Annotated in this window: 11 protein-coding genes; 9 read left to right on the top strand and 2 right to left on the bottom strand. The window is 38.2% G+C overall.

Translation table 11 applies throughout. The features are described from left to right. Window positions 1-87: 87 nt before the first annotated feature. Window positions 88-657: a helix-turn-helix transcriptional regulator gene (locus KO495_RS16645; protein ID WP_215981535.1), complete on the bottom strand. Its 570-nt coding sequence runs from the start codon at window positions 655-657 to the stop codon at window positions 88-90. Window positions 658-883: 226 nt separating this feature from the next. On the opposite strand from KO495_RS16645, the gene KO495_RS16640 reads away from it, so the two are divergent. The 3 genes from KO495_RS16640 to KO495_RS16630 all read left to right on the top strand — a co-directional run bounded on the left by KO495_RS16640 (window position 884) and on the right by KO495_RS16630 (window position 2,618). Further along, the gene (locus KO495_RS16640) at window positions 884-1,372 is read left to right on the top strand and encodes a hypothetical protein (RefSeq protein ID WP_215981534.1); all 489 of its coding nucleotides are present in this window, start codon (window positions 884-886) and stop codon (window positions 1,370-1,372) included. Window positions 1,373-1,515: 143 nt separating this feature from the next. Further along, window positions 1,516-2,019, top strand: coding sequence for a GNAT family N-acetyltransferase (locus KO495_RS16635; RefSeq protein ID WP_215981533.1), 504 nt, complete (start codon window positions 1,516-1,518; stop codon window positions 2,017-2,019). Between the two features lie 38 nt (window positions 2,020-2,057). Continuing rightward, on the top strand, window positions 2,058-2,618 hold the full coding sequence (locus KO495_RS16630; RefSeq protein WP_215981532.1) for a DUF922 domain-containing protein: 561 nt from the start codon (window positions 2,058-2,060) through the stop codon (window positions 2,616-2,618). A 7-nt stretch (window positions 2,619-2,625) separates the two neighbouring features. Here the strand turns inward: KO495_RS16630 and KO495_RS16625 are convergent, their stop codons facing one another. Continuing rightward, on the bottom strand, window positions 2,626-3,903 hold the full coding sequence (locus tag KO495_RS16625) for an alpha/beta hydrolase-fold protein (RefSeq protein WP_215981531.1): 1,278 nt from the start codon (window positions 3,901-3,903) through the stop codon (window positions 2,626-2,628). Between the two features lie 420 nt (window positions 3,904-4,323). Between KO495_RS16625 and KO495_RS16620 the strand changes: the two genes are divergently transcribed. From KO495_RS16620 to KO495_RS16600, 6 genes are all read left to right on the top strand, one after another. Further along, window positions 4,324-5,406, top strand: coding sequence for an acyltransferase (locus KO495_RS16620; protein WP_215981530.1), 1,083 nt, complete (start codon window positions 4,324-4,326; stop codon window positions 5,404-5,406). Between the two features lie 213 nt (window positions 5,407-5,619). After that, complete coding sequence (locus KO495_RS16615) at window positions 5,620-7,725, top strand: TonB-dependent receptor (RefSeq protein ID WP_215981529.1); 2,106 nt, start codon at window positions 5,620-5,622, stop codon at window positions 7,723-7,725. 175 nt (window positions 7,726-7,900) lie between these two features. Then, on the top strand, window positions 7,901-8,332 hold the full coding sequence (locus tag KO495_RS17625) for a hypothetical protein (protein ID WP_252739033.1): 432 nt from the start codon (window positions 7,901-7,903) through the stop codon (window positions 8,330-8,332). Further along, window positions 8,329-9,483: a methyl-accepting chemotaxis protein gene (locus tag KO495_RS16610; protein WP_289847635.1), complete on the top strand. Its 1,155-nt coding sequence runs from the start codon at window positions 8,329-8,331 to the stop codon at window positions 9,481-9,483. Before KO495_RS17625 ends, KO495_RS16610 begins: the two co-directional genes overlap by 4 nt. 241 nt (window positions 9,484-9,724) lie before the next feature. Beyond that, window positions 9,725-10,816 (top strand): porin, encoded by a 1,092-nt coding sequence (locus KO495_RS16605; RefSeq protein ID WP_215981528.1) that lies wholly within the window; start codon window positions 9,725-9,727, stop codon window positions 10,814-10,816. A 279-nt stretch (window positions 10,817-11,095) separates the two neighbouring features. Next, complete coding sequence (locus KO495_RS16600) at window positions 11,096-12,730, top strand: methyl-accepting chemotaxis protein (protein WP_215981536.1); 1,635 nt, start codon at window positions 11,096-11,098, stop codon at window positions 12,728-12,730. Window positions 12,731-13,114 lie beyond the last annotated feature (384 nt).

Below are 13,114 nucleotides of genomic sequence, written 5' to 3'. Positions count from 1 at the left end.
AAAAATAGCTGCTAGAGAAGCATTTGTTAAGCCGAGCTCAGGTTAATTAATACAAGTGCGTTAACTACCACTAGCAAAGCACCGCACTCAACCTAGCGATGTTTTGCTATTTTTCAGCCTGAAATAGCAATATAAACTAAACGCTATAATCAATAATAAAGAGCCAATACTCATGAGCCAACGGTTTTCAGCACGCTTAATTTCCCTTGTTGAGAGTAAAGTGTATTCATACTTCACACCTGCAAATTCCTCAATATACTTATCACCTTGATAATTATCAGTTAAATGATAATTGAGTGTTACTAGTGACTTTTCGCTTGCTGATACAACTTGGGCTTTGTAGGTGTAATAAGCTTGCGGAAAAATAAGTGCAAAGTATCCGTTAAGCAACAGCATTACACCTAGTGTTGCTGAAACAATGGCGCTCGGTAATAAATACCGCATCAAAGCAGGTTTTGCTTTAAGCTGATTTATTAGTGAGTTAATAGGTACGTCATAAGCCAAGCACAGTTTTTCAATAACGTCATTTGATGGTTGGTAATGACCATTTTCTAACTTAGATAAATAAGACTGTTGAATCGCAATATTCTTTGCTGCAATAGCTTGCGTCCAACCTTTTTCTTTTCTTAATAATATTAATTTATCTGCTAGTTTCATACGATTTCCATGATCTAGATTCCATGTTGATATCAGGTAAACTTCACTCATTACATTAGCAAGCTATTATCTACAAATGAATTTTCAATTGAAAGTGCCCAACTCAAATTCATGGTAATGAATTTTATGAATATTAATGAATATCAGCATGTTATGTTGATAACCTACTCTGACATGTGTTTTCATTACTATTAGAAATTACGGCTAACTTAACCTTGGGAAAACCATGAACATCAAAACCATCACCTTATTTATCACCTTATTCATTACTAGTGGGTTCAGCACCCTATTCGCGAAAGAGGTTCCTATTATTTTAATTGAGATGGAGGTTTACAATTTAAGCAACTCTCAACAAAAAACGACTGTTGAAAAAAACATGCCACAGGCACTACAAGCGGCAAAACTGGAAAGTAAACCAGTGCTGATGATAGAGCTCGGTGAGGACGCAACCATAGAAATGGGTACGCAAACCGCAGATGGTTTAGATGAAGATATGTTCAGAGTACAAATAACCACTGATATCCATGATAATAATTACGATATTGATATTGAGCTAACCAATAAAGGCGCTGAGCGCATAACAAGCTTAGTATTATCACTCAATGAAACATTTGTAATTTCGACATCAATTAACAACATTACTAAGCTCGTCAAAATTACGTCTACTCAATATGAAACACTTGCACAAGCAGAAGCTGCGAGAAGCGGTAAATAACTTCAAATCAACAACGTCCATATAGGTCTCTGTTATTTATCAATTACCTCTTGCTCTTTCCATACTAGAGTAGCTACGATAGTTTACCCTTATCCTAGCTACTTTCGTGCTCTATCTAAAATACGGTGCCAAAGCCAAAAGTTATGAAGTTAATCACCCCAAACCAGCAGTACCAAAAAAGCTATCATGGTTACATTCGTGAGTTAGGCGATGAAGAGCGCTACCCGTTTCCACTCGATTTTGACCTCCGCGACTTTCCTGCACTACTCGAAAAAAACAATAACTTTGCGCAAGGAAAAAATATACCTGAGCATATGGTGCCAAGTACTACTTTATGGTTAGTTGATAGCAATGAACTGGTTGGTGTAACTAACCTACGCCATTACCTTAACCCGCAAATAGCTCATTGCGGTGGTCATATCGGTTTAGGTATTAGGCCAAGTTATCGTGGTAAAGGCTTGGGTCATTTATTAATGAAATTATCAATTGAGCAGTTATTTGCCCGTGGAGTAGGCACTATTCACATTCATTGTTATAAAAATAACAGCGCCTCTGCACGTACTATTCTGAGTAATAATGGCATATTAGACTCTGAGATAACTGAAGGTGGTCAAATTATTCAACGTTATCTAGTACAAACTATTTGACCATGTTAAACACCACGACAACGGAGAAAGGAAGCCAAATGCGTTCATTATTTTTTATACTACTTTTTTACCCAATATGTAGTGAAGCCAAAGTAAATATCACTGAGAATAATGTTTTCTATTCAGTTAATGCCAAAACAAAAGAAACACTGTTAGCCACCATAAATAATGCAACACCGATAAGAGAAGATGGCGAGGTATTTCATGGTCATACAAAATGGAATATCAATTGGCGCTTTTGGTGGAAGTCAAACTCAAGCCAATGTCGTATTAATAAAGTTGAAGCGTCATTAATATTAACCTTAACGATGCCGAAATTAGTTAGCACTGATGAACAGGTCAAGCAAGTTTGGTCTAACTGGTACCCCAATTTACTCACTCATGAAATCGGTCACATCAACTTAGCTAAAGCCACCATAAAAGAGATTGAAAAATCACTCTTAGCAATACCTACGCAGAGCTCTTGCCAGCGCTTAGAACAAACCGCAAACACATTAGCGCAGCAAAAAATGACCGAGTTATCAAAAGCAAATAAAAAGTATGATCGGGAGACAAATCATGGTGAAAGCCAAGGTGCTTGGCTATACATGCATTTATAGCATATCTTTATTTAACGGCGATTTTTGCCTCAAGTATATTTAACTGCCATTGGTTAGTATTGTATTTTTTAGCTACCGTTAACGCTTTTTGATAGTATGATTTTGCCTTCAACATATCACCAACTTGCTCATAAGTTGAAGCAATAGCTTTAAGATGATCTATTGAGTTTGGGTACAAATTTTCTACGCTAAGCAATAACTCTAACGCAGCTTTAGGGGAGTCAAAATGTCCAGCATAACTTGCTTGCATCGCAATCAAGGCTTGTCTAGACTCAGGAAGTTTCTCACTTGTTTGAGCGATAAATACAGGTAATTTATCAACGTTATTATGTCGATAATAATGACGCACCATGGCTTTAATACTTGCTGATGGCATCGCTTGCTTAAAAGCATGCTTAGTCATGACGTTTTGATAATGCTTAACTATATCTTCTGGATTGGTAAACTTGGTTAAATCTTTTTCAGCAATATACCACTGGCTATATAGCGCTTTTAAACTGTCTCGTAGCGCAATTAAACCAACCGAATTATGATTTTCATCGGGGTAATGCTTAAACGACCAATCAATATTTTTAGGCTCATTAATATCAAGTAAGTTAATGAAATCGTACTGTCCCATACGGGTCTCATCTGCTAACGATAGAAATAGTGATACTGGCTGGTGTGCGTTTTTACCGAGTTTCTCTTTCGCTTTTTTTACAATGCCTTGCTCAGCTACCCAAACAGAAGGGCTTATTGCAACATAATGCTTAAAAGCATCAGGGCTTTCTATCAATGCATTTAACACAAATAAGCCTCCCATAGACTGCCCTACTAGTATTGAATGCTCTGCCGACCGGTAATTTTCAGCCACATAAGGTTTTACCTCGTCAGTAAGAAAACGTAGAAATTCTGCAGCATGTTTGGCCGGCGTCAATGCTCCTTTGGCTGGACTGCTCGAACTCGCAACGGCAAGCTCTACTGGCGTCATCAGTTGTCGGTATTGGCTAGTACCTTTATCGGCAATGGCGACCAAAATCACATCAGGAATTAACTGCCCTTTATTTGCCAATAAATCTAACATCCCTGAAATGCCATGAAAGTTATAATCACCATCAAGCAAGTAAATAACAGGGTAATTACTCACGTTATTCTCATAATAATTTTCAGGTAGTAATATCTGTAACTCTCGCGTTTGTGAAAGTATCTGTGAATCAAGGCATACCCTTTCACCTAAATGAAAACTAGCAGCCTGGCTTTTAGGCAAAAACAATGTAATTAAAAGCCCTAAAATCAATATTTTCATAACTATTCCTTATAAATACTAACTAACCTAAGCTCGGCTTAACAAATGTTTCTCTAACAGCTACTTTCCTAGCTTCTTCGTTAAATTTACTTGCAATAGGCCAGCTATTGACGCGAAATTTGCCTTGCTTAGCATATGAAAAGAAGAAAAACTATCAAGCTAGCGCTTTAGCAAGGTAATTTTTGCTGATATTTCAAATTGTTAAATACCTCTTAAACCTATTTCAGGTTAACTATCAACGTCAATAATTTTGACTATCGCCAGCTTACGCTAACTATTACTTGTTACTCAACCAAAATCTCGAAAACAGCGATGTTCATAAGTAACATTAATTGACAGGCCGCTCGTAATTACATTACTTTTAGAGGCTTGATTAGTGCATTTGGCACAATACTTTTTATTCACTTACAGGGTTTTTAGATGTCCGCAATGAAAACACGCTTTTACGAAATTGACTTACTACGGTTTTTATCGGCTTTTGCTGTTGTTATTTTTCACTATACCTACACGGGATATATGGAAGGTTTCGCTAAAATTGCAGACTTCGAAGCACTGCGTGTACTAACCCGATATGCTTATATGGGCATTAACTTTTTTTTTATTATCAGCGGCTTTGTAATTTTTATGAGTGTTGCCGATGGCAGCCCTAAAAACTTTTTAATCTCACGCTTTGTGCGCCTTTTCCCTGCTTATTGGTGTGCTTTGGCCCTCACGGCAATATTTACTGTGCTTTGGGGCGCTGAAGTATTTCACATTACTTGGCCGCAGTTGCTCGCTAATGTCACTATGGTTAATGAACTCTTTGGCTACAAGCCCATTGAAAGTGCTTATTGGACTTTATACATTGAATTAAAATTCTATCTGCTGATCTTAATAGTATTATCACTTGGCATGATGAAGTACTTTCAACACGTTATTGCGATCACACTGCTCGCTTCTTTCCTAATGCTATTTCATCCGTGGGCAAAAAGTGTCGATATGTTTGTCGCCATATTCCCACACTGGAGCGGCTATTTTGCTGCCGGCGGTGTCTTTTATTTACTACGTAGAGACGGGCTTAATGGCTATCGTAGTTTACTATTATTACTCTCATATGCCTTTGTTATTAAACAATCTATTTTGTTTGGTAACTTAATGAGTAGCTGGTTTAACATAACGTTTAATAGCACGGTAATTTTTGCCATTAACACCCTATTCTTCGCACTTTTTTGTGTAACGGCCTTATGTGAAAAAAACCCGCTACGCCAGCGGTATTTTTATTACTTAGGAGTGTTAACTTACCCCCTTTATCTTGTGCATCAGCATATTGGTTATATGGTCTTTAACTTATTGGGTAATCAAGAGAATATTGCCTTAGTTGTCACTATCACCGTCATATTAATGCTATTAATTGCCTACCTGATTCATACGCAGATAGAGGTAAAGATAGGTCGTCGACTCAAAAAAACTTTAACCTCAAAACCCGTAGTCACACAAGAACAAGCCGCTACCATAAAAAGCTAAAGCCTTGCTATTACTGCCAGCATAAAGCCATCACTAGGCTTTACTCTGGCAGCCCCTTCTACTCTTAAAAAATAATTACCTTAAGATCTAAGTTATTATAACACCCCTAAATCTAAATAAGATAAGAATTGCAAACAACAATCGTTATCATTATACTTCACCGCAAAAATACAAGCTCGCACCGTTTAATACCTAAATAAGGCGTACGTAATTATGAAGTTTACCCCATTATTTCTAGCGATAAGTACTATTGTTTCTTCACCTATCGTGGCTGCAGCGGACGCGCCAGAAAGCAAAACAGATTCAGCGATTGAAAAAATCCAAGTTAAAGGAACCTACTTTAACGGTTATACCGTTGATGAGGCTCATGGTGCTATGCGCGCCGATATTTCATTGCTTGAAACACCACAGTCGGTAACGGTTATTCCTAGCACAGTTATTAACGAGCAATTAGCGACTACATTAGGTGAAGTATTAGGTAACGATGCGAGCTTAAACGCAGGCTCTAAACAACGTAACCGTGAAGTATTTAACTTACGTGGTTTTGAATTAAGTTCATCAACCGGTTATTTACGCGACGGTCACCAACATTGGTCACACTACCAACAACCAATTGAAACCTTAGAAAGCATTGAAGTCATTAAAGGTCCTTCAAGCATTCTTTATGGTCAATCTGGCCCTGGCGGCTTAGTTAACATGGTAACGAAAAAACCAACCGCTAAAACAATTTTTAACTTAGGTGCTGATGTTGACCAAGAAGGTTCTTCACGTTTCACCCTTGATGCAGGTGGCGCAATTACCGAAGATGAATCACTACGTTACCGTGCTAATTTAGTACAACAAGATGTTACTTACCAACGTGAATATCAAAATGGTGAGCAACGTGAACGTGAGCGCTTTTTAGGTGCTTTAGTTGTTGATTACGATATTACTGAAGATGCTTATGTTAGCGTACATTACGACATAACTAACGATAAAGCAGGGTTAGATACTGGTGGCTGGTTAGATAGCGATGGTAATATTATTGGCGATGAAAAAACTATTCGTGATATGTCATGGGCATTTACCGACATTACCGTTGAAAACTACGGCATTGATTTTAGCTACGCGTTTAACGACTCATGGCAAGTAAAACTCGGTCATAACCAACAAGTTTTTGAACGCCAACGTTTTGAGTCTGCTCCAAGTAAACCAAGTAACTTCACCGAAGGTGATTCATATAAATCAAGACCTTACGATCGCTTTGATGATTGGCAATTTACCACTAACTTTATTGACTTCACCGGTGAATTTACATTAGCGGGTGTTGATCACGTATTCCTTATTGGTGCTAACTCACTTGATTATTACTACGGTCGATTGAAATCAAGAACAAATGTGAACTTTGATTTTTCAGCTGGTCAAGCTGAGCCACCTCGACCAAATATTAGCTACACCGATGAAAACCACAGCTCTTCTACTACAGAATACGATTACTACGGTGTATATGTTCAAGACTTAATTACTATCAACCCACAGTGGCAAGTAATGCTTGGTGGTCGTTATGACAAACAAACTAAAACTGGTGCTGATAACGAATCATTATTACCTAAAGCAGGGGTTTTATATCACCCTAATGACAGCACTACCTACTATGCTAACTACAGCGAAGGCTTTGAGCCACAACGTAGTGAAACTATAATAGATATAGATGATGCAAATTTCGGTATGGAAATTGACGCTACCACCTCAACGCAATATGAGTTAGGAGCAAAATGGCAATTAGCTGACGATCGCTTATTAATCACCGCAGCTCTATTTGACATCACTAAGGAAAACGTTCTTGTTTCTGAAGATCTGAATGATGGTTCACAGTACGCAACCATAACCACTCAAGTCGGCGAACAACGCCACAAAGGCTTTGAGGTGGCAGCACAAGGCGCGGTAACTGATAAGCTATTTGTTATGACCTCAGTAATGAACCTTGATGCACAGTATGAAAATGATCCAAAGCTTCAAGACAAAACTCCAATAGATGCACCAGAGTGGTCAGCCTCAATATGGTCACGTTATGAGTTTACTGAAAACTTTGCCGTTAATGCTGGTGCTTTTTACGAAGGTGAGCGTTTTGCCGATAACGATAATCTCATCGTTAAAGATGCGTATACTCGCGTAGACATGGGCGCTACTTATAAAGTGGAGTTCTCGAATACTGATATGAATATACGTTTTAATATTCAAAACTTATTCGATACCGATTATTTAGCAGGCGGCGGTGATAGCAATGTAACTATTGGTGATGGCAGAAGCTACCGTTTAGCACTACAAGTTGCCTTTTAAGTTACCCAAATAACCTTAATAGTTAAGTTAACACTCATCAAAGCCGCTATTTTCAGCGGCTTTTTTATTACTCACAACACAATGTGGCGAGAATAATTGTTATAATTATTTGCATAAAAATTAAACTCCATGCTAGCTTATCACTTACTTTTCAAATAGTAATAAGCAGGATGCCATGATAAGTAAAAAGACAAGTTCCTCTCTCATTCGAGTCATTTCAGTCGCTATTTTCATCACTTTAAGTAATTATGGTTATCAATATTTATTTAGCTCTCCTCTAGTGCAAGCAGCCTGCTTACTGATTACCGTTGCCGTTATACTAGCTGTGATTACCAAGAGTATTACCACTGATACAGCACCAAACCCAACAGCAAATAGCTCATCAATTAACGCATTTAACAAAGCAGGAAAAAACATTAGCAACAAAGTAAGTGAATTAGCAATTAACTCAGCTGAAATAAGCTTTTTTTTGGATAAGTTAAGTGCCGATATAAGTAAATCAAGCCACGATGTTAATCGCTTAGCTGCCTCTACTGAGCAAATGTCAGCAAATGGTAAGCAAATTAATGAGCATGCAGCTCTCGCTAGCGAGCAACTCAAGCTATGACCGCCAGCACAAATAGTTCTACACAACTCAATGAAAAAATTCATTTGGTTAACCAACTAAATCAGGCAGTCAATAGCGCGGCAGAACAAATACAATCACTTGAGCATAAAGCCAAGGAGATTCAAAATATTACCGATGTCATTGACGCCATTTCTGGGCAAACTAACTTACTCGCGCTCAATGCAGCTATTGAAGCGGCACGTGCTGGCGAGCAAGGTCGGGGTTTTGCCGTAGTTGCTGATGAAGTACGCGCGCTAGCAGCAAAAACCGCCGATGCCACAGCGCAAATAGGCGAAAGATTACAACAAATAAGTACAGAAACCTCTGATACAACCGCTATGATGCTAACTATTGTTGAACAAACTACTAGTGTTGTTTCAACCATGACTGACTTATCAACTAACTTTACTGAAATAGATAAACTCATGGAGTTATCAGTATCGGCTAGCGAAAAAATTACTCAGGCACTAATAGAGCAAGATCATGCCAGTGCAGATATTGCCGATTCTGTGAATAACTTACACAATTTCTTACTCGCTAAAAACCAAGAAACACAGCATATTTCAGCTCAAAGCAATAAGCTCTCGCGTAGTACTGAGTCAATCTTTGTTGAAGCTTCTGTTTTTGATAATAACTCACTCATTAACATCATGTGCCAGCAAGCACAAAGTGCTGCCACTTGTGTTAGTGAGTTATTTGAACAAAGTATTTTGGCCAACAAAATATCTCACCAACAATTATTTGATTTTAACTATCAACCATTAGGAAATAGCAATCCAGCTAAATTTACCAGCGGTTTTGATAAATTTACTGATCAACATTTACCCGATATTCAAGAGCCATTATTAGCACAATACAGTGATATTATTTATGCGGGTGCGGTCGATATTAATGGCTATTTCCCCACCCATAACCTATGTTTTTCGAAACCACTAACCGGCGATCCTGATATTGACATTGTAAACAATCGAACCAAACGTATTTTTGACGATGCAACAGGCATTCGCTGTGGTAAGCACACGAATAAATTTTTATTACAAACCTACAAACGTGATACAGGGGAAGTTATGCATGATGTTTCTGCTCCCATTTACATTAATGGTAAACACTGGGGCGGCTTTAGAATTGGCTTTAAGGCGGCAGCAAAATAATATTCATCGACTAAAGTCTAAAGCGTAGTATCAACAATGTAGACTTAGGTCTAATTCCTTTTGTTTACTTTTCACTCTAACTTATTATCCAACCATAGTAAGTAACACAAAGAGTCACTAAGAACTCATATTACTCACTATTTATTTTAGAGAATAATTAAAACAACTAAAATAGCTAAAATACTGAAAAATTTAAAAATAAAACATTACAATAAGTAAAAACAAATAATGGGGATAAACCATGCTACACAAAAAACTTTTCACAATAAAAAAATTAGCGCTAGCAACAAGCTTACTAGCGGTAACTGGTGCTGCTAATGCAGGTTACACGTTAAAATTAGATGACGATAACAGCATCACTTTTGGTGGCTATGTTAAAGTAGATACACGTTACGTAGACGGAAATATTGCAGCAACTGACTACTGGTACGGTGGCGGCACAGTATTAGCAAAAGACCAATCAAACTTTGGTATTGCTGCAAATGAAACACGCTTTAATACTAAATATGTTCATGGCGATGTTACTGGTTTTATTGAAATTGACTTTTATGGCGACGCTGTTAGTGGTGGCGGCAATGAAGTTATTTCTAACTCTTCAAAACCACGTTTACGTCACGCCTTTATTAAATATAAAGATGTTCTTGTTGGTCAAACATGGACAACCTTTCAAAACACCAGCTCTCTTGCTGAATCTGCTGACTTTGGTGGCCCATTAGTCGCATCTGCCTTTATTCGTCAAGGCCAAATTCGTTATACCAACGGTGGCTTACAATTATCAATAGAGAACCCTGAAACCTATGGTGTTGGTGCTAAACGGGGTACTGGTTTAGCCGATGACTCTGTCCCTGATTTTATTGGTAAATATACCTTTAAAGGTGACTGGGGTAATGTGTCAGTATCAGCTTTAGCTCGTCAACTTCAAACATTATCGGGTAGTGAATCAGCTTTTGGTTACGGTATAGCAGGCCGTATTAATACTTTTGGTAAAGATGATTTTCGCTTCCAAGTACACGGCGGTAATGTAGGTCGTTACGTTGGAGTTACCGCATCAACTGATGTTGGACTCGACTCATCAGCAAATATCGATGTTGAAGATACGACTTCTATTATGGTTGCTTACCGTCACTTCTGGACTGAAGATATGCGCAGTTCAGTGTTTTACGGTAACACCCAAACCGACTTAACCGACCGAGATCGCTCACATTGGGGTGTAAACCTCTTCAAAAATGTCACTAAACAACTTTCTTTTGGTTTAGAAGTCGGTAACTTTGAAATGGCAGAGTCTGACGCTGACTCTAATTATGTTCAATTATCAGCTAAATTCGTTTTATAAGCTATTGATGACTTCACACTAATAGCGTTACACGTCTTGCGTTAGTTAACCTCATTTGAGGTTACTTTTGGGGAAGCTTTGGCTTCCCCTTTTTTATAAAGCGCACTTTCAATACCCATCAACTATCTTCTTATTAAAACTAACCAATCCGAGTTTGTGTTAACTAAACCCTTTGATTTTTTTTAACTTTCTATTAATCATTAGCAATTAGTGTTTATAAGAATATGTACTAATATTATTACTTATGCAGTACCTTTATTCCCCTTAGGAAACTTGATGATGAATTTTTTACGAAAATATAGCATACAGCAACGGCTAGGCATGTTAGTCGCTTTAATCATATTGGCAGTAATCATCCTTGATACTGTGAGTTTATCTGAGGGTTATGACTCACTTCACCAACAAAAAAGAGATAGTACTAAAGAGCAAGTCGCCACGGCTTATAGTATTATCGAGTACCAATATTCATTGTTTAAGCAAGGCGAAATCAACGAAGAACAAGCTAAAAAAACAGCACTAAGCTTAATAAGCGCTTTGCGTTATAGCGGTGATAATTACTTTTGGGTAAATGATTACGAGCCAAAAATGATCATGCACCCCATAAAGCCCGCACTAAACGGGAAAAACCTTTCTCAAACAACCGATCCTAACGGTACTGCTCTTTTTGTTGATATGGTCAATGTGGTTAAAGCACAAGGAGAAGGCTTTGTTCCTTATCAATGGGCTAAGCCAGGTTTTGAACAACCCGTCGATAAAATATCTTTTGTTAAGGGGTTTTCATCATGGCAATGGATTGTGGGTTCAGGCACCTATTTAGATGATACTGAGAGCACTTTTGCCAAACATCGAAATATTCTTATCATCGATAGCATTCTAATTGCCATTGTAATGATTTTTTTCTGCTACATTATTGGCAAGAGCATTATTGTTCCTGCCCGTGATGCCTCTAATTTAATGAAAGATATTGCCCAAGGTGAAGGCGACTTAACGCGTTCACTCAACAGTACTGGGCAAGATGAAATATCGCATTTATCAGGCTATTTTAATGAGTTCACCAACAAAATGCGCCAATCACTGCAAGATGTTGCCAACAACTCTACGCAAGTGTTAAAGCATTCTGATGCCATTGCCCTTGCCAGCCAAACTACTCAGGCATCCACTCAAGATCAAAACGATATAACAGCGCAGGTTGCAACAGCTATGGAACAGATGACTTCGCAAATTAAAGAAGTAAGTGACAACGCGTCACTGGCTGAGCAAGCTGCCAATGACGCCCGAGGTAATACTTTTGAGGGTAAAGAGGTGGTTTCTCATGCAATCTCACAAATGCAAACGCTCTCAAGTAATATCGATAACGTTAGCCATGTTGTTAGTGCGTTAGCAGCTGAAAGCGACAATATCGGCTCAGTTTTAGATGTTATACGTGGCATTGCCGAACAAACCAACTTACTCGCGTTAAATGCTGCTATTGAAGCCGCTCGAGCTGGTGAGCAAGGCAGAGGCTTTGCTGTGGTTGCTGACGAGGTCAGAACATTAGCGAATCGCACCGAGCAAAGTACGAATGAAATACAGCAAATGATACAAAAACTACAATCGGGCGCACAAGAGGCCGTTTCAGCAGTAAAAATCAGCCAAGATATTTCGCTAGAGACTGTAGAGCAAACCGGTAAAGCCGATCATTCATTATCTGAGATAGACCGCCTGATGGAGGCTATTTCAGATATGAGTACGCAAATTGCGAGAGCGACAGAGCAGCAAAGCGCCGCCGCAGATGAAGTTAATTTACGTATTAATGATTTAGCGGGTATAACCCAAGAGTCGCTTACTAATACTGAGCAGCTAGCACTGACCAGTCAAGATCTGCGTAGTAGTAGTACTTCAATGTCGGAAGTTGTTGGCCGCTTTAAGTTTTAAGTTTTAAGTTTTAAGTTTTAAGTTTTAAGTTTTAAGTTTTAAGTTTTAAGTTTTAAGTTTTAAGTTTTAAGTTTTAAGTTTCATAAAGTCTAAGCAAAAAAAAGCCAGCGGCGAAAACGCAGCTGGCAAACCATCAAAAATTTTAAATCAATTGACTCCTAGGAATCCAAAGTGGGCACTTAGTGGTTATGTGTCCTGGAGCATAACCACTAAGTTCCGTGCCTTGCTGTTACTTAATTAAGTGAGAGAGCATTCACCTGCTTAAGCAACAACTAAATAGTAATCATTCTCATTTGTATTGTCAACACTATTTATAAATAAATATTAAAAAGTTTAAAAATAAATTCTCGAGTCATATATTAAAGACTAACTAACCTGAACTCG

Source organism: Colwellia sp. D2M02 (genome assembly GCF_018860755.1).
Lineage (GTDB): Bacteria > Pseudomonadota > Gammaproteobacteria > Enterobacterales > Alteromonadaceae > Colwellia > Colwellia asteriadis.
The sequence above is the reverse complement of the archived record's forward strand: the minus strand, read 5'-3'. Positions and strand labels throughout refer to the sequence as shown.

Coding starts and splice junctions, on each gene's coding strand:
- KO495_RS16645 (WP_215981535.1), bottom strand. CDS start 657: ATGAAACTAGCAGATAAATTAATATTATTAAGAAAAGAAAAAGGTTGG.
- KO495_RS16640 (WP_215981534.1), top strand. CDS start 884: ATGAACATCAAAACCATCACCTTATTTATCACCTTATTCATTACTAGT.
- KO495_RS16635 (WP_215981533.1), top strand. CDS start 1,516: ATGAAGTTAATCACCCCAAACCAGCAGTACCAAAAAAGCTATCATGGT.
- KO495_RS16630 (WP_215981532.1), top strand. CDS start 2,058: ATGCGTTCATTATTTTTTATACTACTTTTTTACCCAATATGTAGTGAA.
- KO495_RS16625 (WP_215981531.1), bottom strand. CDS start 3,903: ATGAAAATATTGATTTTAGGGCTTTTAATTACATTGTTTTTGCCTAAA.
- KO495_RS16620 (WP_215981530.1), top strand. CDS start 4,324: ATGTCCGCAATGAAAACACGCTTTTACGAAATTGACTTACTACGGTTT.
- KO495_RS16615 (WP_215981529.1), top strand. CDS start 5,620: ATGAAGTTTACCCCATTATTTCTAGCGATAAGTACTATTGTTTCTTCA.
- KO495_RS17625 (WP_252739033.1), top strand. CDS start 7,901: ATGATAAGTAAAAAGACAAGTTCCTCTCTCATTCGAGTCATTTCAGTC.
- KO495_RS16610 (WP_289847635.1), top strand. CDS start 8,329: ATGACCGCCAGCACAAATAGTTCTACACAACTCAATGAAAAAATTCAT.
- KO495_RS16605 (WP_215981528.1), top strand. CDS start 9,725: ATGCTACACAAAAAACTTTTCACAATAAAAAAATTAGCGCTAGCAACA.
- KO495_RS16600 (WP_215981536.1), top strand. CDS start 11,096: ATGAATTTTTTACGAAAATATAGCATACAGCAACGGCTAGGCATGTTA.